19 protein-coding genes are annotated in these 23,595 nt (G+C 71.7%); 9 read left to right on the top strand and 10 right to left on the bottom strand.

Features of this window, described 5'->3' with window-relative positions; all coding sequences use genetic code 11:
• Positions 1 to 2: 2 nt before the first annotated feature.
• Positions 3 to 524 (top strand): hypothetical protein, encoded by a 522-nt coding sequence (locus G4D86_RS32130; RefSeq protein ID WP_240360586.1) that lies wholly within the window; start codon positions 3 to 5, stop codon positions 522 to 524.
• 8 nt (positions 525 to 532) lie between these two features.
• Here the strand turns inward: G4D86_RS32130 and G4D86_RS32125 are convergent, their stop codons facing one another.
• From G4D86_RS32125 to uvrA, 3 genes are all read right to left on the bottom strand, one after another.
• Complete coding sequence (locus G4D86_RS32125; RefSeq protein ID WP_163997904.1) at positions 533 to 1,513, bottom strand: DUF5996 family protein; 981 nt, start codon at positions 1,511 to 1,513, stop codon at positions 533 to 535.
• Between the two features lie 183 nt (positions 1,514 to 1,696).
• Complete coding sequence (locus G4D86_RS32120) at positions 1,697 to 2,305, bottom strand: glutathione peroxidase (RefSeq protein ID WP_163997903.1); 609 nt, start codon at positions 2,303 to 2,305, stop codon at positions 1,697 to 1,699.
• Positions 2,306 to 2,339: 34 nt separating this feature from the next.
• On the bottom strand, positions 2,340 to 7,640 hold the full coding sequence (uvrA, locus tag G4D86_RS32115) for an excinuclease ABC subunit UvrA (RefSeq protein ID WP_163997902.1): 5,301 nt from the start codon (positions 7,638 to 7,640) through the stop codon (positions 2,340 to 2,342).
• A gap of 136 nt (positions 7,641 to 7,776) precedes the next feature.
• Between uvrA and G4D86_RS32110 the strand changes: the two genes are divergently transcribed.
• Positions 7,777 to 8,775 carry a S1 family peptidase gene (locus tag G4D86_RS32110; protein ID WP_163997901.1) on the top strand — a complete coding sequence of 333 codons (999 nt, stop codon included), beginning with the start codon at positions 7,777 to 7,779 and terminating at the stop codon, positions 8,773 to 8,775.
• A 9-nt stretch (positions 8,776 to 8,784) separates the two neighbouring features.
• Here the strand turns inward: G4D86_RS32110 and G4D86_RS32105 are convergent, their stop codons facing one another.
• Positions 8,785 to 9,372: a DUF2378 family protein gene (locus tag G4D86_RS32105; RefSeq protein WP_163997900.1), complete on the bottom strand. Its 588-nt coding sequence runs from the start codon at positions 9,370 to 9,372 to the stop codon at positions 8,785 to 8,787.
• A gap of 160 nt (positions 9,373 to 9,532) precedes the next feature.
• Here G4D86_RS32105 and G4D86_RS32100 point away from each other — a divergent pair, with 160 nt between their 5' ends.
• From G4D86_RS32100 to mdoH, 4 genes are all read left to right on the top strand, one after another.
• A complete protein-coding gene (locus G4D86_RS32100) occupies positions 9,533 to 11,827 on the top strand; it encodes a PAS domain S-box protein (RefSeq protein ID WP_163997899.1) in 2,295 nt (764 codons plus the stop codon).
• Positions 11,828 to 12,171: 344 nt separating this feature from the next.
• Positions 12,172 to 13,710, top strand: coding sequence for an OpgD/OpgG family glucan biosynthesis protein (locus G4D86_RS32095; protein WP_240360584.1), 1,539 nt, complete (start codon positions 12,172 to 12,174; stop codon positions 13,708 to 13,710).
• A gap of 2 nt (positions 13,711 to 13,712) precedes the next feature.
• Positions 13,713 to 14,198: a hypothetical protein gene (locus G4D86_RS32090; RefSeq protein ID WP_240360583.1), complete on the top strand. Its 486-nt coding sequence runs from the start codon at positions 13,713 to 13,715 to the stop codon at positions 14,196 to 14,198.
• A gap of 26 nt (positions 14,199 to 14,224) precedes the next feature.
• A complete protein-coding gene (gene mdoH / locus G4D86_RS32085) occupies positions 14,225 to 16,246 on the top strand; it encodes a glucans biosynthesis glucosyltransferase MdoH (protein WP_163997896.1) in 2,022 nt (673 codons plus the stop codon).
• Positions 16,247 to 16,347: 101 nt separating this feature from the next.
• Here the strand turns inward: mdoH and G4D86_RS32080 are convergent, their stop codons facing one another.
• Both G4D86_RS32080 and G4D86_RS32075 read right to left on the bottom strand, forming a co-directional pair.
• A complete protein-coding gene (locus tag G4D86_RS32080; protein WP_205519904.1) occupies positions 16,348 to 17,658 on the bottom strand; it encodes a M18 family aminopeptidase in 1,311 nt (436 codons plus the stop codon).
• Between the two features lie 13 nt (positions 17,659 to 17,671).
• A complete protein-coding gene (locus G4D86_RS32075; protein WP_205519903.1) occupies positions 17,672 to 18,514 on the bottom strand; it encodes a hypothetical protein in 843 nt (280 codons plus the stop codon).
• A gap of 118 nt (positions 18,515 to 18,632) precedes the next feature.
• Between G4D86_RS32075 and G4D86_RS32070 the strand changes: the two genes are divergently transcribed.
• A complete protein-coding gene (locus G4D86_RS32070) occupies positions 18,633 to 19,343 on the top strand; it encodes a hypothetical protein (RefSeq protein WP_205519902.1) in 711 nt (236 codons plus the stop codon).
• A 45-nt stretch (positions 19,344 to 19,388) separates the two neighbouring features.
• On the opposite strand, the gene G4D86_RS32065 is transcribed toward G4D86_RS32070, so the two are convergent.
• From G4D86_RS32065 to G4D86_RS32055, 3 genes are all read right to left on the bottom strand, one after another.
• On the bottom strand, positions 19,389 to 20,327 hold the full coding sequence (locus G4D86_RS32065; protein WP_163997894.1) for an acyl-CoA dehydrogenase family protein: 939 nt from the start codon (positions 20,325 to 20,327) through the stop codon (positions 19,389 to 19,391).
• A 40-nt stretch (positions 20,328 to 20,367) separates the two neighbouring features.
• Entirely contained in the window at positions 20,368 to 20,676 is a 309-nt protein-coding gene (locus G4D86_RS32060) for a hypothetical protein (protein ID WP_163997893.1), read from the bottom strand.
• A 69-nt stretch (positions 20,677 to 20,745) separates the two neighbouring features.
• Complete coding sequence (locus G4D86_RS32055) at positions 20,746 to 21,390, bottom strand: SET domain-containing protein (protein ID WP_163997892.1); 645 nt, start codon at positions 21,388 to 21,390, stop codon at positions 20,746 to 20,748.
• A 96-nt stretch (positions 21,391 to 21,486) separates the two neighbouring features.
• On the opposite strand from G4D86_RS32055, the gene G4D86_RS32050 reads away from it, so the two are divergent.
• Entirely contained in the window at positions 21,487 to 21,861 is a 375-nt protein-coding gene (locus tag G4D86_RS32050) for a DUF423 domain-containing protein (RefSeq protein ID WP_163997891.1), read from the top strand.
• Between the two features lie 8 nt (positions 21,862 to 21,869).
• Here G4D86_RS32050 and G4D86_RS32045 read toward each other — a convergent pair whose 3' ends face one another.
• Complete coding sequence (locus G4D86_RS32045; RefSeq protein ID WP_163997890.1) at positions 21,870 to 22,178, bottom strand: hypothetical protein; 309 nt, start codon at positions 22,176 to 22,178, stop codon at positions 21,870 to 21,872.
• Between the two features lie 116 nt (positions 22,179 to 22,294).
• Here G4D86_RS32045 and G4D86_RS32040 point away from each other — a divergent pair, with 116 nt between their 5' ends.
• The gene (locus G4D86_RS32040; protein WP_163997889.1) at positions 22,295 to 23,581 is read left to right on the top strand and encodes a metal-dependent hydrolase family protein; all 1,287 of its coding nucleotides are present in this window, start codon (positions 22,295 to 22,297) and stop codon (positions 23,579 to 23,581) included.
• Positions 23,582 to 23,595 lie beyond the last annotated feature (14 nt).

Raw genomic sequence — 23,595 nt, 5'->3', positions numbered from 1 at the left:
CGATGAAGCGGACGCGGAGGGCGGCGCTGGCGCTGGTGCTGCTGCCCTGGGTGGCGCTGGCGCAGCCCCACCGAGACGACAAGGGCAAGGACGGGGGCGCCCGCGACGCGGAGCGCATCGAGCGCGTGGAGAAGCGACAGCGGCTGCGGCAGGTGCTGGAGTTGTCCGACGCGCTGGAATTGGACAACGCGCAGGCGCTGAAGCTGGAGGAGACACTGCGCCGGTTCGACGAGCGCCGCCGCCCGCTGCGAGAGCAGGTGCGCGACGCCGCGCGCACCCTCCACCAGGCCGCCCGGGGAGACGCCGCGGCCCAGCCGCAGGTGGACGCGGCCGCCCAGCGCGCCTTCGAGGCGCGCGAGCGCATCGCCGCGCTCGACAAGGAGATGTACCTGGCCCTGGCGAAGGAGCTGCCGCCGGCGAAGCGCGCGCTGCTCGCCCTCACCCTCGCGCGCAGCGAGGGGAAGCTGAAGCTCGGCAAGTGGAAGCGGAACGGCGTCGTCCCGGAGCTGCCACCCATCGACTGAGCCGCCCCTCAGGGCGAGGGCTGCTCCGGGAGCATCGTCGACGCTTCCGGGGCGCGGCCCTCGCGCGGATGCTCGGGCAGGTACAGGGGCCGCTCCAGCGCCGCCCGGTCCCACCCGCCAAGGTCCGCGCAGGCGTCGTAGGTGCTCTGGAAGAAGTCGAGCAGGAAGGCCCTCGGATTCCCGGCGCGCCGGACGTCGTCGTAGGTCAGCAGGTACTCATTGAAGCCGCCCTTGTCATAGCGGGCCGCGGCGGGACGGACGCTCGCGGTGGAGAAGCCTTCCGGCTCCGGCGCGGCGTAGGAGTAGAAGGCGGCCCCGTTCGTCTCCGGAGTGCCCGGCCAGAAGCCGGCGCTGCACACCTCATCGCAGTACGACTCGCGGGTGATGATGTCCGCGCCGGGGCGCTCCGGCGCGGGGCGACCGGAGAAGCGCGTCACCGCCAGGTCGAAGCCCCCCCAGAAGAAGTGGACCGGGCTGCACTTGCCGGTGAAGCGCGTCCGGAACTCCTCGAGGATGAGCGACGACTGGAGCAGCGCCTGGAACCAGCGCTGTACGTACTCGGGCTGGTAGGTGGCGTGGTGCCGGTCCTCGCTGAAGCGGGTGGTGTCGTCGGGAATCTCGACGGGCACGTCCCAGATGCGCACCTCGACGCCGAGCGAGCGCAGCGTCGCCATGACGTCCCGGTAGAACTCCGCGACGGGCCGGGACTCCAGCCCGAGCACCCGCGTCTCTCCCCCGCTCGTGCGGAAGAGCAATTCGTGCCCGAGGAAGTCGAAGTCCACCTCGAAGCCGCCGCTACCGTAGGGAATGAGCCCCGTCGTCAGCCCGCGCGCAGTCACCCGGAACGTGACGTTCCACCAGTGGTTCTGCGGCGGCGTGAGCGCGAGCTTCACCTTCCCCAGGATTTGCGTGTACCGATGCAGCGTGGCCTGGCTGTCGCGCCAGGCCTCCAGCGGCAGTTCCGGCCACGCCGCTTCCCGCGTGTCCATGGAGCCCCTCCACAGGCCAGGTTCGCCTTGAGGATGGTGGCGGGGCCCGCGCGGGTGCCACGCGGCCGGCGCAGGCCGCACGGCATGAGGACGGGAAGCGGAGCGACAGGCCCCGTGAGCCCCCATGCGTGCGGCCGGGTGCAGCCAGCGGACGGCTCCTCGCCGCCCGTGTCCGGCAACCGGCTACTTCTGCGAGAGCGCGCCGTCGAGGGCCGACTTCAGCTCGGCGCTGTCGGGCGTCACCGAGCTCGGGAAGGCGGCCTTCACCTGGCCGTCCTTGCCCACCACGTACTTGTGGAAGTTCCACTTGGGCGCGGGGTGGTTGCGCGAGAGGAACTCGTAGACGGGGGACTGGCCCTCGCCCTTCGTCTTCACCTTCTCGAACATGGGGAAGGTGATCTTGTAGCGCAGCTCGCAGAACTTCTTGATCTCCGCCGCGCTGCCCGGCTCCTGGCCTCCGAAGTCGTTGGAGGGGAAGCCCACCACCACGACGCCCTTGTCCTTGTACTCCTGGTACAGCTTCTCCAGGCCCGCGTACTGCGGCGTGTAGCCGCACTCGGAGGCGGTGTTCACCACCAGGACGACCTTGCCCTGGAAGTCGGACAGCTTCTCGGACGTGCCGTCCAGGCGGTTGGCGGAGAGTTCATGGAGGGACATGGGCTTCTTCTCGCTCTGCGGCTCGGCCTTGGCGGCCGGAGGCGGCGTAGGGGTGGACTTCGCGGGCTTGTTCGCGGCGAGCGCCGGGGTGACGGCGAGCGCGGCGACAAGGGACAGGGTGTGGAGGGTTCGCATGCGTCCGCAAGGATGCCGGAACCCCGCACGGGTTTCACGCCCTCCGTGCCGTAGCCCTCGGACGGGTGTCCTCACCGGAAAAGAGTGACTTGAGCACCCGCCCGGTGGGCGTCTTCAGCTTCGCCACCTCACGAGGCGTGCCGGTCGCCACGATGTGGCCGCCCTCCTCGCCACCCTCGGGCCCCAATTCCACCACGTGTTCCGCCGCGCCGATGACCGACGGGTGGTGCTCGATGACCACCAGCGTGTCGCCGCGGTCCACCAGCCGGCCCATGAAGGTAATCAGCTTCTCCACGTCACCCAGGTGCAGGCCCGTGGTGGGCTCGTCCAGCACGTACAGCGTGGGCTCGTGCCGCGCGGTGGCGGTCAGCTCCGCGGCCAGCTTCAGCCGCTGTGCCTCGCCGCCGGACAGGGTGTTGGAGCCCTGGCCGAGCTGCAGGTAGCCGACGCCCAGGTCCGCCAGGCACTCCAGCGGCGCGGACACCCGGGGCAGCGCGCGGAAGACGTCCTTCGCCTCGTCGGCGGACAGCCGGAGCACGTCGCCGATGGACAGCCCGTTGTAGCGGACCTCCAGCGTGGCCGCGTCGAAGCGCGCGCCGTTGCACGCCTCGCACGGCGTCACCACGTCCGGGAGGAAGGACATCTCGTGGGAGATGGCACCCTGCCCCTCGCACGCGGTGCACCGGCCGCCCTGGGCCGAGTTGAAGGAGAAGCGCGTGGCCGTGAAGCCGCGAATCTTCGCCTCGGGCGTGGCCGCGAACACACGGCGCAATTCGTCCCAGATGCCCAGGAAGGTCGCCGGCACCGAGCGCGGCGTGCGGCCGATGGGCGACTGGTCCACCGACAGCACGCGCTTGATGGACTCCACCCCGCGCAGCGAGTCGAACGCCCCCGGCTTCGTGGTGACGAGCTCGAGCTTCTCGCGCAGCGCCGGGTACAGCACCTGTCGAATCAGCGTGCTCTTCCCCGAGCCGGACACGCCCGAGACGACGTTGAGCCGACCCACCGGCAGCTTCAGGTCCACGCGCTTGAGGTTGTTGGCTCGCGCGCCCTTCAGCTCCAGCCACTGCTTGGGCTCGCCGCGTCCGGAGGGAGGCCGCACCTGTGCCGCCTTCAGCGCACGGGCCGTGGGCGAGTCACCCTCCAGCACCACGTCCGGCGCGCCCTCCGCGAGGATGTGCCCGCCGCCGCGCCCGCCCGTGGGCCCGAGGTCCAACAGGTGGTCCGCCGCGCGGATGGTGTCCGAGTCGTGCTCCACCACCAGCACCGTGGAGCCCGTGGCCACCAGGGCGCGCAGGTTGTCCAGCAGCCGGTGCGTGTCGCGCGGGTGCAGGCCGATGGTGGGCTCGTCCAGCACGTACATCGCGCCGGTGAGGCCCGCGCCCAGCTGCGCGGACAGGCGCAGTCGCTGCATCTCCCCGCCCGACAGCGAGGCCGCGTTGCGGTCCAGCGAGAGGTAGCCCAGGCCCACGCGCTCCAGGAACTCCAGGCGCCGCAGCAGCTCCTGGCGGGACTGCTCGCCAATCAGCGCCCGGTCTCCCTTGAACTTCCACGTGCGCACGCGCGCCAGCGCCGAGGCGACGGACTGCTGCACCACCTCGTGATAGCGCGCGGACTCCAGCCGCACGCCGCGCGGTACCGGAGCCAGCCGGCTGCCGTCGCAGGTGCTGCACGGCGCCACCTCGCCCTCGGCCATGGCCTCCGCGCCGCCCTCCACGCCGGTGCCCTCGCACGACTCGCAGCGGCCCTGCTTGGTGTTGAAGGAGAACCAGCGCGGGTCCAGCTCCGGCACGGCGGTGCCGCACTTCGGGCAGGTGCGCTCGGTGGACAGCAGCGTCTCACCCTTCCCGCCGCCCACCTTCAGCGCACCCTGGCCCCAGCCCAGCGCCTTGTCGAAGACTTCGCGCGGCAGCTTCGACAGCTTGCCCTCGTACATGACGAGGTCGATGTCGTGCTCACGCGTCTTCGTCAGGCGCGGCGGGTCATCCGTCGAGGACAGCTTCCCGTCGACAATCGCCTGGGCAATCCCCCCGCGCGCCGCGGCGGCGAAGACGTCCAGGTAGGTGCCCTTGCGCGCGCGCACCGCCGGCGCCAGCACCGTGCCCTCGCCCTTCATCGCCGTGAGCTGCGCGTAGAGCACGTCCGGCGTGGTGGAGGCGATGGGCGAGTCGTCGCGCGGGCAGTGCGGCTCGCCCAGCTTGGCGAAGAGGAGGCGCAGGTAGTGCGCCACCTCGGTGACGGTGGCCACGGTGCTGGTGGCGCCCGCGCGCGAGGTGCGCTGCTCCAGCGCCACGGAGGGCGGCAGCGAGCCGATGCGCTCCACGTCCGGGCGCGGCATGGTGGGAAGGAACTGGCGCGCGTACGGGCTCAGCGTCTCCAGGAAGCGCCGCTGCCCTTCCGCGAACACCACGTCGAACACCAGCGAGCTCTTGCCCGAGCCACTGGGCCCCGTCACCACCGTCATCTTCCCGAGGGGAATCCGGCAGGACACGTCCTGCAGGTTGTGCTCGCGCGCGTGCTCCACCTCAATCGCGGGCACCGCGTCCTTCCCCGGCCGGCGCAGCTTCACCGAGCGGCCCAGGGGCTTGTGCTCGCCGCGCAGCGCCTTCGCGGTGGCGCCGTCCGCGCTGGCCACGTCGTCGGGGGTGCCCTCGGCCACGAGCCGGCCGCCGTCGCGCCCGCCCACCGGGCCCAGGTCGATGACCCAGTCCGAGCCCTTCATCACCGACACGTCGTGGTCCACGACGATGACGCTCGCGCCCCGGTCCACCAACTCGTGCAGCGCGGCGATGACGTGGCGCACGTCCTCCGCGTGCAGGCCGGCGCTGGGCTCGTCGATGAGGAAGAGCGTGCCCTTCGCGTTGCTGGCCAGCGCGCGCGCCAGCTTCAGCCGCTGCGCCTCGCCGCCGGACAGCGTGGACAGAGGCTGGCCCAGCGGCAGGTAGCCCAGGCCCAGCCGCGCCGCCGGCCCCAGCGTGCGCTGGAGGGCAGCGTCGCTGCCGAAGTGCTGGAGCACCTCCGCCACCGTCATCTCCAGCACCTGCGCCACGCTGAAGCCCTGGTGGCGCACGGCGAGCACGTCCTCCTTGAAGCGCCGGCCCCGGCACGCCGCGCACAGGAGCGCCACGTCCGCGAGGAACTGCATCTCCACCGTCTCGTAGCCCTCGCCCGAGCACGCCTCGCACCGGCCCTTGTCCACGTTGAAGGAGAAGTGCGCCGCGGTGAGGCCACGCACCTCCGCGTCCGGCTCCGCGGCGAAGCGCTCGCGCAGCCGGTCCCACGCCTTGGTGTACGTGGCCGCGTTGCCGCGCGACGTGCGCCCCAGCGGGGACTGGTCCACGAAGGTGACGTCCTCCACCGCCTCCATCCCCTCCAGCGCCGCCACCGCGCCCGGGGCCTCCACGTCCTTCATGCCCAGCCGCCGCGCCAGGTGCCGGTAGAGCACCTCGTCCATCAACGTGCTCTTGCCCGAGCCGCTCGGCCCCGTAATCGCGCACATCACGCCCAGCGGCACGTGCACGGACAGGTCCTTCAGGTTGTGCTCACGTGCGCCCTTCACCACCAGCTCGCCCTTGCGCTGGCGCGGCGTGCGCTTCGTCTCGCCGACTCCCGCGAGCATCCGGCCGGTGGGCAATTCGGACTTCTTCGCCAGCGCCTCGGGGGTGCCGTCGAAGCACAGCGTCCCGCCCTGCTTCCCGGCCCCAGGGCCCAACTCCAGCACGCGGTGCGCGGAGCGGATGACCAGCGGGTCATGCTCGATGACCAGCGCGATGTTGCCCCGCTCCGCCAGCTCGGCGATGGCCTCCGTCAGCGGCGGCACGTCTCCCGGGTGCAGGCCCACGGTGGGCTCGTCCAGCACGAAGAGCGCGCCCGTCAGCGACGTACCCAGCGCCGCGGTGAGGGACACCCGCTGGGCCTCGCCGCCCGACAGCGTGCGTGCCTGCCGGTCCAACGTGAGGTAGCCCAGGCCCACGCGCTGCAGGTAGCGCAGGCGCCCCGCCAGCTCGCGCCGCGCGAGGTCGCCCTGGCCGGTGGTGGTCTTCAGCGCCTCCAGCCGCGCCAGCGCGTCCGTCAGCTCCAGCCCGTGCCACGAGGGTAGATCGAGCCCACCCACGCGGTACGCGCGGGCCTGCTCGTTGAGCCGCGCGCCGCCGCAGTCCTTGCACAGCGAGTAGGCGCGGTAGCGGGCCAGCAGCACGCGCACGTGCATCTTGTACGTGCGGCCCTCCATCCACCGGAACCACGCGCGCACGCCCGGGTAGGCGCGGCCGTCGCGGTAGTCACCCTCGCCCTCCAGCACCAGCTCCTGCTGCTCCGGCGTCAGCTCTCCCCAGGGCTTGTCCATGGAGATGCCCCGCGCCTTGCACCAGCGCTGGAGCATGCCGCGCTCCCACGACGTGGACTGGCCGGACCAGGGGCGGATGGCGCCCTTCGACAGGCTCAGCGCCGGGTTGGGAATCACCTTGTCCCAGTCGATGCCGATGGTCCGCCCGAAGCCTCGGCACGCCGCGCACGCGCCCACCGGGGACTGGTAGCTGAAGAGGCCGGGCCGCGCGGGCTCGAACTCCTTCGCGCACTTGGGACACACCAGGCCGCGCCGCAGCCGGTGCGGGGACTGGCCGGGGATGAAGGCCAGCGCCTCGCCGTCCGCGCGCGCCCACGCGTCCTCCAGCGCCTGCGTCACGCGCGACAGTTGCGCGTCCGTCAGCTTCACCCGGTCCACCACCACGCGCGCCACGCCCGCCGGGTCCGTGGCCTCGGAGGGCTTCAGGGTCTCCAGCTCCTTCACCTCGCCCTGCACCATCAGCCGGTGGTAGCCGTCCTTCAACAGCCGCACCCGCGCGTCGAGGAACGCCGACGTGTCGGGGATGCGCACCGGGAAGGTGATGACGGCCTGCGCGTCCGGGTGCTCGCGAATGACGGCGGCCGCCGCCACGCGCGCGTCCGTGCGCACCGCCTCCACGCCGCACGTGGGGCACACCGGCACCGCCTCGCGCGTGAAGAGCGCGGAGAGGTACGGCTCCACGTCCGCCAGCGTCGCCACCGTCGAGCGCGAGCTCTTCACCGGGGCCCGCCGGTCCACCGCCACCCCAGCAGCCACGGGCTCGAGCGCATCCATGGGCGGCCGCTCCAGCCGCTCGAGGAACTGCCGGGCGTACGGGCTGAAGCTCTCCACGAAGCGCCGCTGCCCCTCGGCGTACAGGGTATCCAGCGCCAGGCTGGACTTTCCCGCCCCGGACACGCCGGTGATGCAGACGAACTCCCCTTCCGCCAGGTCCACGGAGAGGTCCTTCAGGTTGTGCGTGCGCGCGCCTACGAGGTGGGTCTTATGCATGGAGGTCGCAGGTTTAACGAGCGGACACTTCGGCGCCAACGACAAGTAGGACCTTGGTCCAGTCGGCCCTCTCCCGGGTTGGGTGCCAGGCGAGCGGCTGCTAGAAGTAGCGCTTCATGTGACACCGGAGGTCCCCATGTCCGAAGGCACCGATAGGACGCCTCCCCGGGATGCGCTGGTCGAGGCCTCCCCGTCCCTGGTGATGTTGGAGGTGGACGGCCGCACCGCGTCCGGCTTCGTGGCCACGGCGGAAGGGCACCTCGTCACCAGCCTCCACGCGGTGGCCGGCGCGCGCAGCATCGGCGCGGTGATGTCGGATGGCGTGCGCGCCCAGGTGGTGCAGGTGGTGGCCCTGGACGAGCGACGAGACCTGGCCATCCTCCGCCTGCCCCTGCCGGACATGGTGCCCGCGCTCGCGCTGTCCCCGCACCCGCTGCCCGCCGAGGGAGAGAATGTCTACGTCCTGCGCGCGGTGGGCGGTCCCGCACCGGAGGTGCGGACGCTGGAGGTGCGCGCGGTGCAGGTGCTGGGCGACTGGCTCACCCTGCTGGAGCTGACGCGCACCCTCGCCGAGGAGTCCTCGGGCGGCCCGGTGCTGGACGCGCGTGGCGCCGTGGTGGGCGTGGCCACCGCGGCCCTGGCCAATGGCCGCTCGCTGGGGCTCGTCATCCCCACCCGCTACGTGACGCCCCTCTTGCGCGGCACCGCGTCGGCGCCGCTGTCCGCGCTGGAGGCCCCCCGCCGACGGGCGGGCCGCGTGCGCCAGGTGCCCCAGCATCCGCTGAGCATGCTGGAGGGCGCCTCCTCGGGCGCGGTGGAGTCCATCGCCAGCACCCTGGGCCAGGCCATCAACGTGGGCGCCCCTGCCTACAACCGCGGCGACATCGAGGGCTGCTACCGGCTCTACGCCCGCACCGCCGAGCAGCTCATCGACGAGCGCGGCGACTGCCCCGGCGCCCAGCGCGCCCTGCGCGACGGGCTGTTGCGCTGCGTGGACCTGAGTGACGCGGATGACCGGGCCTGGGCCCTGCGCGACACCTTCGACGGGCTCCTGGACGTCATCCAGCGCTGGCTCGCGGCCCGGCCCACGGCGGCTCCGGGGCGCAAGCCGCCCCCGAAGCGGTTCCTCAACTGAAGGGCGCGCTCACCGCTCGTCCCACCCCACGCGCAGGACGTAGCCGGTGGACTGGCGCTCCAGCACCTCCACCCGTGGCGACACCCGGGTGCGGCGCAGCACGCCCTCCACCACGCCCGCCACGAAGTCCGGCAGCGGGTCCGGGTCCACCACGCGCACCCGCCACTCGCGAGCCTGCACGGGCTCCAGCAGCATCCGCATGTCCTCGCGCCCCGCCTTGAGGTACGTGGGCAGCCGCGTCAGGCACCGCTCCGTGCCCAGCAGCGGCGCCGCCGTGGCGAAGATGCGCCCCACCAGCGTCTGCGCAAAGCCCTCCACGTACTTGTGCCCCAGCGCCCGGTTGGCGACCTCGGGCGGCTCCCCGGCGAAGGCGTAGCGCCGGGCCACCCCGAGCGCCGCCCGCCACACCGACAGCGGGTAGTATTCCTGCGCCGCCTCCCCGTCGTAGCCGATGTCACGCAGCGACTGGGCGAAGCCCCCCGTGGGCTTCAGTGCGTGAACGAACAGCCCCTCGAAATTGCGCCGTGGCACCTGCACGGGCATGGGAAGAGGCCTCCTCGGCTCCAGGGCCGGCTCGCTCAGTCCCCTCCGTTCCATCCGTGTCCCCCCTCCATCTGCACCGGGATGACCCGGTCCGTCCCGCAGTGTACCAGCCGGGTGACCCCGTGCCCTCCAGTCCCCGGCTAAAGCTAAGGACACCACACTTTTACAACCCGAAGGCTCGTGCAACGATGAATGTTTGTTTGCGAGGAGTCCGATGCGGGTCCTGATCGTCACCCATGCCGGGGTGGACCTGGCGCCACTGGAGTCCCGGCTGCGGGCACGAGGCCATACGGTGGTCACCGCCGCGCGTGACGCCGAGGTGCCGGGCGTCTGGCGCTCGGGCGCCTGTGCGCTCGTGGTGGTGGACGCCCACGGTCCGGCGTCGCCCGTCCCCCTCCTGCGCGCCCTGCGCAGCCTCCCCGGCGGCGTGGAGGCGGTGGTGCTGCTGCTGGGGCCGCGCTCGGCGATGGGCACGCTGCACGCCGCCGTCGAGGCCGGCGCGGACGAGGTGCTGACGTGGCCGGCCGACGCGGCGGAGCTGGAGCTGCGGCTGGAGCTGGCCGAACGGCGCTTCGCCCGGCGCCAGAGCCGCACGAGCGTGCCGTACGGGGACGAACTGCGCGACAGCCTGCTGTCGGTGTCCCCCGTCCCCACGTCCATCACCACGCTGACGGACGGACGCATCGTCGCGGCGAACGACGCGTACTTCCAGGCCTTCGGATACTCGCGCGACGAGGTCATCGGCCGCACCACGGTGGACCTGCGCCTGTGGGAGCGCCCCTTCGACCGGTCCCAGGTGGTGGAGCGGCTGAGGCGGCACGGCTCGGTGCGCGGGGTGGACGCGCAGTACCACACGCGCTCGGGCGAGGTGCGGCACACGCTGCTGTTCATGGGGCTGGTGCCCTACGCGGGCTCGCCACACATCATCTCCTTCTTCCCGGACATCACCCCGCTGAAGCGGGCCGAGGAGGAGCTGCGCCGCTCCGAGGTGAGCTTCCGCACCCTCATCGAGAGCCTGCCGGACCTGATGGCCGTCTTCGACAAGGATGCGCGCGTGCGCTACGCCAACCTCAAGGTGGCCGCGGCGCTGGGCTACTCGGACGTGCGCGAGCTGATTGGCAAGCACATCTCCGACATCATCCCCGCGGAGGACTTCAAGTCGGCGGACGCGCGCATGCACGAGGCGCTGCGCACCGGCCGCGCCGCGCTCCAGGAGCGGCGGCTGCTGCGCAAGGACGGCACCATCCTCCACGTGGAGTCCACCACCTTCCCCCTGCCCTTCGACGGAGAGGACGCCATCGTCTCCGTCTCGCACGACCTCACCGAGCGCCACCAGATGCAGGCGCGGCTGATGCTCGCGGAGCGGATGGCGTCGGTGGGCACGCTCGCGGCCGGCGTGGCGCATGAAATCAACAACCCGCTGGCCTACCTCACGGCGAACCTCGCCTTCGCGCGCGAGGAGCTGAGCAAGCTGCTGGCGAACGGGGCGGACGAGCTGGAGCCGAAGGTGGCGGGCTCGGTGGCGGACGCGCGGTCCGCGCTCGCCGAGGCGCAGCAGGGCGCGGAGCGGGTGCGCACCATCGTCCGGGACTTGAAGACCTTCAGCCGGGTGGACTCGGCGGACAACTCGGACGTGGACGTGCGGCAGGTGCTGGAGTCCACGCTGAACCTGGCGACCACCGAAATCCGCCACCGCGCGCGGCTCTCGAAGCAGTTCGACGAGGTGCCCCGGGTGCGCGCCAACGAGTCGCGCCTGGGCCAGGTGTTCCTCAACCTGCTCGTCAACGCCGCGCAGGCCATTCCCGGCGGCACGCCCGAGCGGCACGAAATCCGCGTGGCCACGCGCCTGGGCAGCGGCGGCCGGGTGGTGGTGGAGGTGGCGGACACCGGCATGGGCATCGCCTCCGAGCACCTGTCGCGCCTGTTCGACCCCTTCTTCACGACGAAGGAGCCGGGCGTGGGCACCGGGCTCGGGCTGTCCATCTGTCACAGCCTCGTCGCGTCGCTGGGCGGCGAAATCCACGTGGAGAGCGAGCCGGGCAAGGGCTCCATCTTCCGCGTCCTCCTGCCCGCGTCGACGCCGGCGGAAGCGGCCCAGGAAGCCCCGCCGCCCCTACCACCCTCCACGGAGAAGCGGGGCCGGCTGCTGGTGGTGGATGACGAGCCGCTCGTCTGCACCGCGCTGGGGCGCACGCTGCGGCCCCACCATGACGTGACGCTGTCCACGCGCGCGCAGGAGGCGCTGGAGCGAATCGAGGCCGGGGAGCGCTTCGACGTCGTCTTCTGTGACTTGATGATGCCGGGCATGAGCGGCATGGAGTTCTACTCGGCCCTGCAGGAGCGCTACCCGGAGCAGGCCCGGTGCGTGGTGTTCCTCACCGGCGGCGCCGTGACGCAGCAGGCCCGCGCCTTCCTGGAGACCGTCCCCAGCCCCCACATCGAGAAGCCCTTCGCCGGGAGGGAGCTGCTCTCCCTGGTGCAGGAGCGCCTGGGCCGCGCGGCGTCGTAGCACCCGCCGTCACCCGGAGTCCGTGTCCGCTTGTGGAAGATTTGGACAGCCCTGTTCCCGGGCTGCCCCTCTTCTCCCCAGGCCCCTCGCCTGGCGACCGGGGAGTTCGCCCCTCATTCCTCTTCAATCCTGAGACTCTTTGGAGTCGCAACTGGATTGCGCCTTCAGATCCTGGGAATCCGGTGGGTTCGGCCCCGGACAGGCCGGGTCATGACGCGCTGGTACGCGGGTTGCTCAGGCCCTGACGCGCTGCACCGCCAGTGTGGTGCGGCATGAGGTCGGGCGAAGTGTCCGAAGGACCGGGGGGTCGTTCGACGTACCGGTTCATTCGGAGGCATCGGGTCGTGAAGTCGTCGGGGCGCAAGACATGGAGCGCGTGGCTGTGCGCGGCGGTGGTGGCCTCCAGTGGGGCCGCCAGCGCGCGAGAGCCCTCCGCCCCCGCGAAGTCCGGCACCGTGGCGCGAGCCTTCACCGCCGCCACCGTGGTGGAGCGGGCCCGCGCCCTGGCGGCGCGTCCCTACCAAGAGCCCCGCCAGTCCCTGCCCGAGGCGTACGCGCACCTCTCCTATGACGCGTACCGGGACATCCGCTACCGCAACGACCAGGCCCTGTGGCGCGAGGCCGGCCTGCCCTTCCAGGCGCAGTTCTTCCACCCCGGCTTCCTCTACCCCGTGCCCGTCGTGGTGAATGTGGTGGAGGGCGGCCGCGCGGAGCCGGTGCGCTTCTCGCCAGACCTCTACACGTACGGCGCGCTGGTGCCGGCCCCGCCGCTGGCGAACGCAGCCGGCTTCGCGGGCCTGCGGCTCACCCACCCGCTCAACCGGAAGGACCACTTCGACGAGGTGGTGTCCTTCCTCGGCGCCAGCTACTTCCGCGCGCTGGGCCAGGGCAACGTGTACGGGCTGTCCGCGCGAGGGCTGGCCATCGACACCGCGCTGCCTCGCCCCGAGGAGTTCCCTTCGTTCCGCGAGCTGTGGCTGGAGCGTCCGGCCCCCGGCGCGGACCGCGTGGTGGTGCACGCGCTGCTGGACGGGCCGAGCGTCACCGGCGCGTATCGCTTCACGCTCATTCCCGGCGCGCGCACGGTGATGGAGGTGGAAGTCACGCTCTTCGCGCGCAAGGCCGTGGGGCAGCTCGGCCTCGCCCCGCTGACGAGCATGTACCTGTTCGGGGAGAACGACCGGGGCACCTTCGACGACTTCCGCCCCGAGGTGCACGACTCGGACGGCCTCTTCGTCTGGTCCCAGGACGGCGAGCAGCTCTGGCGCCCCCTGCAGAACCCCGCCCGGCTGAACGTCTCCGGCTTCCGCGTCCAGGGCCTGCGCGCCTTCGCGCTCTTGCAGCGGGACACCGACTTCCACAGCTACGAGGACCTGGAAGCCCGCTACGAGCGCCGCCCCAGCGCGTGGGTGGAGCCCGTGGGCAGCTGGGGCCCGGGCACCGTGAAGCTGGTGGAGATTCCGACGGCGCAGGAGGTGCACGACAACATCGTCGCCCTCTGGGTGCCGGACGCGCCGCTGACGCCGGCCGCGCCGCTGCGCGTGGCGTACCGCCTGCACTGGGGCTCCGAGTCGCCGTGGGCCGCGACGGGCTCCGTCGTCACCGCCACGCGCGTGGCCGCGGGCGACACGGCGGGCGCGCGGCGCTTCGTGCTCGACTTCTCGCGCTCCCCCAAGGCGGGCGACGGGCCGGTGGAGGCCGTCATCACCGCCTCGAGCGGGCAGGTGCTGCGCACCACCGTGCGTGCCCATGAGCCCTCCGGCGGCTGGCGCGCCACCTTCGAGCTGCTGCCCGACGGCACCGCTCCCACCGAACTTCGCGCGTACCTGAGACGCGGTTCAGAGACCCTCACCGAGACCTGGAGCTACCTGTGGACACCGTGACGATGCCGACCTCCCGCCCCTCCGTCCCGCCCTCCACCTGGGTGCGCCCCGAGACGTGCGCGGCGATGGACACCTTCTTCCACGGCTTCGGCTTCACCGCCCGCGAGGACCTGGACGTGCTGGCCGCCTGGGTGCTGGAGGGCTCCACCGCGCACCGCGAGGAGCCCCGGGCCGCGCTGTCCCTGGCGCGCGCGCGGATGGAGCAGTGGTTCTCGAAGGCGCTCGGCCAGGAGCTGGAGGGCTCGCTGCTGGCCCGGGGCCGCGCGGCCTTCGTGCTGTGCGACGGCGCGCGCCTGGGTGCCCGCGCGCTGACGCGCGAGCCGCTGTCGCAGGACTTCGCGCGGATGCTGCGCGCGGCGGTGCCCGTGCCGGCCCCGGTGCAGGTGGCCTCGGTGATGCCCGAGCAGCAGCTGGTGCTCTGGCCCTTCGGTGAGGTGCTCCGCCGCTGGTGGCGCGGAGCGCAGGCCGACGTGTCCATCTCTGGCTGAGCACGACGTCCCCATCGGAGCCTGACATGCACGCCCATTCGTTCTCACCCGAGAGCGCCGGGCCGAGGCGCGCTTGCGTCCTGGGCCTGGCCGCCGCGTCCACCGTGCTGGGGACGTGGGAGATGCACCGCCTGCTGAGCGTGCGCGGCACCACCGCGCCGGAGGTGGTGCTGGTGGCCCTCTTCACCCTGTGCTTCGGGTGGATTGCCCTGTCCTTCTGGACGGCGGTGGCGGGCTTCCTCCAGCTCGCCGTCGGTGGGCGGATGCCGGGCCTGCGCTGGCCCACGGCGGAGGAAGAGTCCACGCGGCTGACGTCGCGCACCTCGGTGGTGATGCCCATCCACAACGAGGACCCGGCCGCCGTGTTCGCCAACGTGCAGGCCACCTACGAGTCGGTGGCGGCCACGGGGCACCTGGAGTCCTTCGACTTCTACGTGCTGAGCGACTCCACGCGCCCCGAGGCGTGGGTGGCCGAGGAGCTGGCGTGGGCGGACCTGTGCCGCCGGGTGGGCGGCCAGGGGCGCATCTTCTACCGGCGCCGCACGGACAACACGGGGAAGAAGGCCGGCAACCTCCAGGATTTCTGCGAGCGCTGGGGCCGGCACTACGACTTCACGGTGGTGCTGGACGCGGACAGCCTGATGGACGGCCGCACGCTGGTGAAGATGGCGCGGCTGATGGAGCTGAACCCGCGCACGGGCATCATCCAGGCGCCGCCCCTGTGTGTGGGCCGCAGCACGCTGTTCGCGCGCCTGCAGCAGTTCGCGGGCCGGGTGTACGGGCCGGTGGTGGCGGCGGGCGCGGCGGCGTGGCAGCTGGGCGAGTCCAACTACTGGGGACACAACGCCATCATCCGCACCGAAGCGTTCATCGAGCACTGCGGGCTGCCGGTGCTGCCGGGACAACAGCCCTTCGGCGGACACATCCTCAGCCATGACTTCGTGGAGGCCGCGCTGATGCGCCGCGCGGGATACACGGTGTGGCTGGTGCCGGAACTGGGAGGCAGCTTCGAGCAGCCGCCGCCGAACCTGCTGGCCTACGCGCAGCGAGACAGGCGCTGGTGCCAGGGCAACCTCCAGCACCTGAGCCTCGTGATGGCGGGCGGGCTGCACCCCATCAGCCGGGGTCACTTCCTGATGGGCGTGATGTCCTACGTGGCGTCGCCACTGTGGCTGCTGTTCCTGCTGGCAGGGTTGGTAGCGGCGCTGCATGACGGGTGGCTGTCGCTGACGCACCTGCCCGAGCAGGCAGCGGGGCTCGGGTTCGACTCCGACGGCGCGCTGCGGCTGTTCAGCGTGTCCATGGGGATGCTGTTCGCGCCGAAGGTGCTGGGCCTGACGCTGGCCCTGGCGCGCGGACAGGACGCGGTGCGCATGGGAGGCCGGGCGCGACTGGTGGCGAGCGTACTGGTGGAGAGCGTGCTGGCCTCGCTGCTCGCGCCGGTGATGATGCTGTTCCAATCGCACTTCGTCTTCGGGACGCTGCTGGGCTACCGGGTGACGTGGTCCAGCCAGCAGCGTGAGGACGCGGACCTGCCCTGGTCCGAGGCCGCGCGCCGGCACGCGGTGCACACGGCCTTCGGCGTGGCACTGGCGGTGGGCGCGTTCCTGCTGTCGCCGGGCCTGCTGGCGTGGCTGTCGCCGGTGGTGGCGGGGCTGCTGCTGTCCATTCCCCTCTCCGTCTTCACCGCGCGCGCGTCGCTGGGCCTGTGGGCGGAGCGCATGGGCCTGTTCCTCATGCCCGAGGAGACGGAGCCTCCCGCGGTGCTGTCGAGGGCGCGGGAAGTCACGGAGGAGCACGCGGTGGCACCGGTGGCGGACGCGGTGGACCACGTGCTCACGGATGCACGGGCGCACGCGCTGCACCTGGCGCTGCTGGAGTCACAGCCGGGCCTGGAGACGGCGCCGGTGGCGCTGGCGTCCGCGAGGCAGAAGCTGCTGGGCGGTGTGACGGAGCCGCTGTCCGCACCGGAGAAGACGGCCGTGCTGCTGGACGCTGGCACGCTGGCGGAGGCGCGGGAGCGGCGGCTGTCCCGGGCCCTTTCCTGAGCCACGCGCGGTGCGCTTGACGCGCTCCGAGCGCGACGCCCGGGTGCCAGCAACAGTGCCCGGCCCCGTGCCTCACGGCGGGGGCCGGGCCTCTTGCGTGACTACTTGAACAGCTGCCGCAACACCGCGACCATCTGCCCCACGTCCGTCGCGCAGGCCATCTCGCGAATCGAGTGCATGGACAGCATGGGGTTGCCCACGTCCACCGTGCGAATCCCGAGCTGCCCCGCCGAAATCGGCCCAATCGTGCTGCCGCAACCCAGGTCCGTGCGGGTGACGAAGTGCTGCGGCGTGACGCCAGCCTCGCGGCACAGCGAGGTGAAGAACGCCCACGACTCGCCGTCCGTCGCGTACGACTGGTTCACGTTGGACTTGATGACCGGACCCGCGCCCATGTGCGGCTGGTGCTTCGGCTCGTGCAGCGACGAATAGTTGGGGTGCACCGCGTGCGCCATGTCCGCGCTCACCAGGAACGAATGGGCAATCGCCCGGTGGAACGCGTCCGGCCGCCCGTCCGAGTGCGCCAGCGTGAAGCGCTCCAGCAGCGTGCGCAGGAACGGCGACGCCGCGCCCTGCGCGCTCCGGCTGCCCACTTCCTCGTGGTCGAACAGGATGACGCCGCTGGTGGCCTCGCGCGGCTCACTGCTCGACAGCAGCGCGGACAGCGCCGCGTGACAGCTCGCCAGGTTGTCCAGGCGCGGCGCGTGGAGGAACTCCCCGTGCGCCCCCGAGCGGATGGACGGCTGCAAGTCGTAGAGGCACAAGTCGTAGCCGAGGATGTCCGCCGCCTCCGCCTTCACGCCGCCGCGCGCCAGCTCCTGCAACAGCAGCGTTCGCAGCTCCACCGGACCCGCGCTCTCCAGGCCCAGCACCGGCACCATGTGGTCCTGCGCGTTCAGCTTGAGCCCGTCCGAGTTCACACTCCGGTTCAGGTGGATGGCCAGGTTGGGCACGCGCAGCAGCGGCCGGGCGAAGTCCACCAGGTACCCCTGCGGCTTGCCCCCCACCATCACCATCACGCGGCCGGCGAGCGACAAGTCGCGGTCCGTCCACGTGTGCAGCAGCACGCCGCCATAAATCTCGACGCCGAGCTGCTGGTAGCCGTTCTTCGTTACCGCCGCGTTCGGCTTCAGCCGCAGGTTGGGCGAGTCCGTGTGGGAGCCGACCAGCCGGAAGCCCGCCCGGTCCACCGGCGTGGTGCCGAGCTGGAAGGCGGCGATGCTGGTGTCCCCGCGGGTGACGAAGACGCGCTCGCCGGGCTTCAGCGTCCAGGACTCGCGCTCGTCCAGCACGCGGTAGCCCGCCTGCGTCAGGCGGCGGGCCGTCTCGCGCACCGCATGGTACGGCGTGGGCGAGGCGTCGATGTACTCCAGGAGGTCTCGGGCCAGGGCGTCTGTGTCGATGGGGCTCATAGGGCGCCCCAAGCTAACGCCGTCCGGCCCCTCCGCCACTCCCGAAAGTCGCATCCCGGGCAGGCGGGCGTCCCCCCGGAGCCCCCGCCGGAAGCACCGTGGAGCCGGCCCTCGCCCCCGGCGCCGCGTCCAGGAACGTGCCCAGCAGCACCCAGCGGCGGGACGTGTCCTCCGCGCCCTTCTTCGCCAACAGCGGCGTCGTGTAGTGCCAGAAGGGCAGCCGGTACACGGTGATGCCGCCCACGGTGCTCACCCGCGTCATCTCGGTGAAGTGGCCGTCCTTCGCGTAGACGAGGTACTGGTGGTCCACGCCCGGCATCGTGAGGCTGACGTGCATGTCCACGTAGCCGTCGCGAGCCTCGGGCTCCTCGGGGTGGTGGTCGTTGTGCGGCCCCGAGTAGTCCCCCGGGCCGTAGCACAGCACCTGGATGCCCCACCGACGCCGCAGGGCGCGCCCCGTCACCGCGGCGGCGAAGGCGGCGAAGCTGTCCGAGCGCATCATGTCCGTCAGGCCCACCGCCTCGGCCGCGCGGTAGGAGCGGGAGCGGCGGTTCTCCAGGAGCGCCGTGCGGTTGCGCACCGTCTTGGGCAGCAGCTCCATGTAGTTCATCGTCATGCCGGAGATGGAGTCATGGGGGATGGGGTCCTCCATGGGCACCAGCGTGTCCCGCAGCGCGGCGTCCAGGGCATCCCGGCAGGCGGCGGCCCGGCGCGCGTCGATGACGCCCTGGAGCGCCACGAAGGGCCGCTCCGGGTCCAGCAGGGCCCCCGTCACCTCCCGGTCCTTCCCCTCGAGGATGCGGCGGCCCTTGGGGGTGAGCAGATCGGCGAAGTCGGCGGGAAAGGTCTTCTTCATGGGCGGGAACATAGCGGCCCCGCCCGGGAGTGCACGGGCCTTGGGAGCGGCCGGACGCAACCTTCGCCTGGGCACTTGCGATAATCCTTTAATCAGCCGAATTGCCGGAGCCTCGTCCATGGACCCCATCCGCAGCCGCCCCCGAGCCCTCTCCACCCCGACCCCGGCCGCCCAGCCCCAGACGACGCAGCAGGCCGCCCGCACGGCGAAGGCCAACGAGGTCGGGCACACCGGGCTGAGCACCTTCAAGGGCACGGCGCCGGTCCGCGTGGCGGCCCAGCCGACGCCGGGCTCGTGGCGCGGCGGCCCGGACACCGAGGTGGGCAAGGCCGTCCAGTCCATGTGGGCGCGGATGCAGCAGATGCCGGGCAAGGACATCAGCATCAAGGGTGACACGCCGGCGAGCCTGTTCGGCCGCGCCATCCTCGACAGCAAGCACATCACCAACGAGCAGCTCATCGCGATGTCCAAGGTGACGCTGGACCAGCTCGCCACGGACCCGGCGACGCGGCAGAAGGTGCTGGACAAGGTGCCCAACGCGCGCGAGCTGCCGGTGCACAAATTCACCGTGGCCATGCTGGCGTCGGCCACGGGCATCGACCCGCAGAAGCTCTCCGAGGCCTGCCCCGACCTGGGCCTGACGGGCGCGCCCAACACGCCGCTGCTCTATGCCGCCAAGGGCGAGGGCATGCAGCGCTCCACCGCGCTGCACGACTTCACGGACTACCTGCGCGGAGCCGGCGTCAAGGGTGTGAACAAGGCCGTGTGGGGCGTGGAGAACCGCATCCTCTCCGCCATCGTCTCCGCCGTGGGCGGCGGGCGTTACTGAGCGACACTCCGCTGTGAGACCTGGGGCCGTGACCTTCCAGTGGGGTCACGGCCCTTCGCTTTTCGAGCCCGAGGTCCGCTGCCGCGCCGCTTCCAGTCGCTTCGCGCGCACCTTGCCGGCAACGTCCAGCAGTCTGCGGTCCCGCGCCCATCGCTCGCGAGTCGGCGCATCCGTCTGGGCCCACAGCGGCTCGCACTTCTCCACGGTCCGCTTCGCCAGCTCCAGTGCACCGCCGAGCGCCAGGTGCGTGGTGGCCTCCGACGGGTCCGCCTGGGCCAGCCCGCGCATCATCACCGCCAGGGCGAGCAGCTCCTCGCGCACGGGCTCCGGCCAGCCGCTCCGGCGCGCCACCTGGAGGAGCCACCCGAGCAGCGCCAGGTGGACGTGGCAGTCCTCCACCGTGCGGAACGGCTTGAGGTAACGCGAGTAACCATCACCGGGCAGCACCTCGTCCGGGGCCACGGCCACGTCCTCGAGTGCCAATTCCGCATGCGGCACCTCGGGCATGAAGTGCAATTCTGGCAGTGCCGTGACGCGGACACCCGGCCGCTTCGCATCGAGAGCGACCATGCGCAGCCGATTGCGGCCCTGGGCGTCCTGGCCCTCGGTGGCGACCACCAGCAGCAATTCCGCGCGAGTTCCGAGCGTGACGAACGTCTTCTCGCCGCGGAGCTTCAGCCCCGAGACCGAGTCCGTCAGCCGCGTCTGGATGGAGGACGGGTGCGCGCCGCCCGGCTCGGTGGCACACAGCGCGCACGGCCTGTCCGCGGGGAGCATGGGGAACAGTGAGCGGTGCGCGGCGTGGTAGCCGGAGGCAAACGCATACCCAAGCCTGTCCGCGCGAAAGCCTCCGGCCAGCGCCAGGTCCGCGGGCGCCGGGAAGCGTGGCAGCAGCTCCAGGTGGCGCTTCCACCACGCGTCGACGGAGTCGAGGGGGAGCGGCTCGGGGGACTCGGAGAGCAGGAAGCGGAGGACGTCGTTCACGTCCCCCACTCTACGTCAGGAGCAATGCCAACCCACCGCCTCAGGCGGCGGGCGAAGGCGCCGTCTCGGGGGTGGCCGGAGCGGCCTCCTGCTGGGCCCTGTCGGCGGGAGGCTCCTTGCAGGCGGCAATCTTGCCGACACCACTGCAGTAGAAGCGGTGCCCGTTGCACACCGCCTCCCAGGTGACGCCCTCGACCCCCACCTGGTCATTGGCAATCTGGATCTGGCCGGGCGCACAACCCACCAGTCCGGACGACAGGCTCTGGTACTGCCCATGGGTGGGCAGACAACCCGCGGCCATCAGTGACAGCGGGAAGAGCGCGAGGGACGCGAGGACACGGGAACGCATGGGCAGGACTCCGGGGCGGGCGTGAGAGCTGCCGTGAGCCCGTTTGCAAAGCCCCTGCCGTGAGACGCTTCACCCCGCGCGCTTGCGGCTCGCGGTCTTCGTCCGCTGCGTCGACTTGCTGGACGAGGCGCCCTTCTTCCCCGCGCCCTTCTTGCCGCGCGAGTCCGAGCCCCGGGCCTTCGACTTGGACTTCGTCTTCGCCTTAGAGGCCGCCTTCTTCGGCGCGCGCTCCTTCTTCAGCGGAGCGAGGATGGTGCCCCGGCACTTCGGCGAGCCGCACTTGCAGACGTAGAGCGACTCGGAGTCCGGGCCCATGCCCTCGGTGCGCTCGTAGGCGTAGTCGTAGACCAGCTCCTCGCCGGGCTCGATGTTGCGCAGGGCGTAGATGTAGATGTGGCCCTTGTCGATGAGGGCCTCGCAGTTCGGGTCGCACGAGTGGTTGATGTAGCGCGACTCGTTGTGGACGGTGCCCGCGTCCAGCACGTTCTTGCCCTTGTCGTCCAGGTTGAACAGGAACGTGTGGTGGCGCTCCATGGCCTCGTCGTCGTAGCGGCGGTCGGCCTCTTCCTGGGTGATGCGCTCGCCGATGTACTCGATGATGCGAGCCCCCTTGCGGATGCGGCGCGTGGCGAAGGCACCCTGGCCCTGGATGGAGGACGGGCGCAGCTCGAAGGGAATCGGCTTCGGGGAGGGAATCAGTGTGGGTGAGGTCATTCGAATGGGTGCGTCCCCGGGAGTTCACGTCGGCCAGGACGCTCCGTCAGCGGCGGTGTAGCGTGCCCCAGACGAGTTTGCGATGAAAGGCACTCGATGATGCGGATGTGGCTGGTCCTTGGTGCGGTGAACGCTTTCCTGTCCGTGGCGGCGGGAGCCTTCGGCGCGCATGCGCTCAAGGCCCGGCTTCCCCAGGACCTCCTGGTCATCTTCGAGACCGGAGCGCGTTACCACATGTACCACGCGCTCGGACTCGTGGCCGTGGGTCTGCTGGGGCACTTCCGCCCCTCCCCGCTGCTGTCCGGCGCGGGCTGGGCGATGCTCGCGGGCATCGTCCTCTTCTCCGGCAGCCTCTACGCGCTCGCCCTGTCCGGCGTCCGCGTGCTGGGCGCCATCACCCCGCTGGGCGGACTGGGCTTCCTCGCCGGGTGGCTGCTCCTCGCCATCGCAGCGTGGCGCGACACGGCCTGAGGCCGGTGTCACTCCTTCAACGGGGGCGGCATCGGGTAGAGGAAGTCGAGTTCCTTGTGGTTGCGCAGGCCACAGGCCTCGCGCTGCACCATGAGATTCCACCGCTGCTTCTCGGCCTCCAGGCGCGCCGCCCGGTAGCGGGTGAAGAGCGCCGCGCGGCCGGGGCCCGAGTGCGCGCGCACCTCGCGCTCGGCCCGGGCCAGCTCCGCCAGCAACTCCTCCAGCTTGTCGCCCGTCCGGCGCAGCCCGGAGGCCTTCTCCTTCTGGAACTCGACCTCGACGGGCAGCAGGGCATTCACGCGGTCATCGCGAGCCATGGCCTCGAATTAACAACCGTGCCCGCGCCGTGCTCGCCTGGAGAGTGTGGCCTGCCTCCCTGCTCCTGAAACGACGGAGTGGCCGCCGCGCCGCCCGCGCGCCATCATCCGCCGCCATGCGCGTCCTGCTCCTCCTCGCCGCCCTGGCGTTCTCATCCGCTTCCGCACAAACCGCCGCTCCGGCGCCCGCTGCGCCGAAGTCGTACCTGCTGCGCCCCGCGCGAGTCTTCGACGGCGTCACCGCGAAGCCCCAGGCGGGCTGGGTGGTGCTCGTCACGGGAGACCGAATCATCGCGGCCGGTCCGGAGGCGCAGGTGAAGGCGCCGGCGGACGCGGAGGTGGTGGACCTGTCCGGTGCCACGCTGCTGCCGGGCCTCATCGAGGGCCACTCGCACCTGCTGCTGCACCCGTACAACGAGACGTCGTGGAACGACCAGGTGCTGAAGGAGTCGCTCACGCTGCGAGTCGCCCGCGCCACGAACCATGCGCGCGCCACGCTGCTGGCGGGCTTCACCACCGCGAGAGACCTCGGTACCGAGGGCGCAGCGGACGCGGACGTGGGGCTCAAGCAGGCCATCGACCAGGGCATCATCCCCGGCCCCCGGCTGGTGGTGACGACGCGAGCCATCGTGGCCACCGGAAGCTACGGGCCCAAGGGCTTCGCCGCCGAGTGGACGGTGCCGCAGGGCGCCGAGGAGGCGGACGGCGTGGACTCGCTGGTGCGCGTGGTGCGCAGCCAGATTGGCCACGGCGCGGATTGGATCAAGGTCTACGGCGACTACCGCTGGGGTCCCAATGGCGAGGCGCGCCCCACCTTCTCCCAGGAGGAGATGAAGCTCATCGTCGACACGGCGAAGGGCAGCGGCCGTCCGGTGGTGGTCCACGCCAGCACGGAGGAAGGCATGCGCCGCGCGGTGCTGGCGGGCGCGGAGAGCATCGAGCACGGCGACGACGGCACGCCCGCGGTCTTCAAGCTCATGGCCGAGCGGCGCGTCTTCTTCTGCCCCACCCTGGCCGCGGGGGACGCCGTCCTCCAGTACCGAGGATGGAAGAAGGGCGTGGACCCGGAGCCCGCCTCCGTCACCGCGAAGCGCGCCAGCTTCCGTGCGGCGCTGGCCGCGGGCGTGCCCATGTGCGTGGGCGGTGACTCGGGCGTCTTCGCGCACGGGGAGAACGCGCGCGAGCTGGAGCTGATGGTGGAGTACGGGATGAAGCCCGCGCAGGTGCTCCAGGCAGCGACGTCCGGCAACGCGCGCATGCTGCACCGCGAGGACCGCCTCGGTCAGGTAAAGGCGGGGCTGCTCGCGGACCTCGTCGCGGTGGACGGGGACCCGACGCAGGACATCACCGCGCTGCGCAAGGTGCGGTTCGTGATGAAGGGCGGCACCGTCCACCGTCGCTGAAGCATGAGGGGACG

Source organism: Pyxidicoccus caerfyrddinensis (genome assembly GCF_010894405.1).
Classification (GTDB): Bacteria; Myxococcota; Myxococcia; order Myxococcales; family Myxococcaceae; genus Myxococcus; species Myxococcus caerfyrddinensis.
This window is presented reverse-complemented; position numbering and strand designations above follow the sequence as displayed.

What these genes read in the sequence shown, in the direction of transcription:
- G4D86_RS32130 (WP_240360586.1), top strand. Translation starts at nt 3, where the DNA reads ATGAAGCGGACGCGGAGGGCGGCGCTGGCGCTGGTGCTGCTGCCCTGG.
- G4D86_RS32125 (WP_163997904.1), bottom strand. Translation starts at nt 1,513, where the DNA reads ATGGACACGCGGGAAGCGGCGTGGCCGGAACTGCCGCTGGAGGCCTGG.
- G4D86_RS32120 (WP_163997903.1), bottom strand. Translation starts at nt 2,305, where the DNA reads ATGCGAACCCTCCACACCCTGTCCCTTGTCGCCGCGCTCGCCGTCACC.
- uvrA (WP_163997902.1), bottom strand. Translation starts at nt 7,640, where the DNA reads ATGCATAAGACCCACCTCGTAGGCGCGCGCACGCACAACCTGAAGGAC.
- G4D86_RS32110 (WP_163997901.1), top strand. Translation starts at nt 7,777, where the DNA reads ATGTCCGAAGGCACCGATAGGACGCCTCCCCGGGATGCGCTGGTCGAG.
- G4D86_RS32105 (WP_163997900.1), bottom strand. Translation starts at nt 9,372, where the DNA reads ATGGAACGGAGGGGACTGAGCGAGCCGGCCCTGGAGCCGAGGAGGCCT.
- G4D86_RS32100 (WP_163997899.1), top strand. Translation starts at nt 9,533, where the DNA reads ATGCGGGTCCTGATCGTCACCCATGCCGGGGTGGACCTGGCGCCACTG.
- G4D86_RS32090 (WP_240360583.1), top strand. Translation starts at nt 13,713, where the DNA reads ATGCCGACCTCCCGCCCCTCCGTCCCGCCCTCCACCTGGGTGCGCCCC.
- mdoH (WP_163997896.1), top strand. Translation starts at nt 14,225, where the DNA reads ATGCACGCCCATTCGTTCTCACCCGAGAGCGCCGGGCCGAGGCGCGCT.
- G4D86_RS32080 (WP_205519904.1), bottom strand. Translation starts at nt 17,658, where the DNA reads ATGAGCCCCATCGACACAGACGCCCTGGCCCGAGACCTCCTGGAGTAC.
- G4D86_RS32075 (WP_205519903.1), bottom strand. Translation starts at nt 18,514, where the DNA reads ATGAAGAAGACCTTTCCCGCCGACTTCGCCGATCTGCTCACCCCCAAG.
- G4D86_RS32070 (WP_205519902.1), top strand. Translation starts at nt 18,633, where the DNA reads ATGGACCCCATCCGCAGCCGCCCCCGAGCCCTCTCCACCCCGACCCCG.
- G4D86_RS32060 (WP_163997893.1), bottom strand. Translation starts at nt 20,676, where the DNA reads ATGCGTTCCCGTGTCCTCGCGTCCCTCGCGCTCTTCCCGCTGTCACTG.
- G4D86_RS32055 (WP_163997892.1), bottom strand. Translation starts at nt 21,390, where the DNA reads ATGACCTCACCCACACTGATTCCCTCCCCGAAGCCGATTCCCTTCGAG.
- G4D86_RS32050 (WP_163997891.1), top strand. Translation starts at nt 21,487, where the DNA reads ATGATGCGGATGTGGCTGGTCCTTGGTGCGGTGAACGCTTTCCTGTCC.
- G4D86_RS32045 (WP_163997890.1), bottom strand. Translation starts at nt 22,178, where the DNA reads ATGGCTCGCGATGACCGCGTGAATGCCCTGCTGCCCGTCGAGGTCGAG.
- G4D86_RS32040 (WP_163997889.1), top strand. Translation starts at nt 22,295, where the DNA reads ATGCGCGTCCTGCTCCTCCTCGCCGCCCTGGCGTTCTCATCCGCTTCC.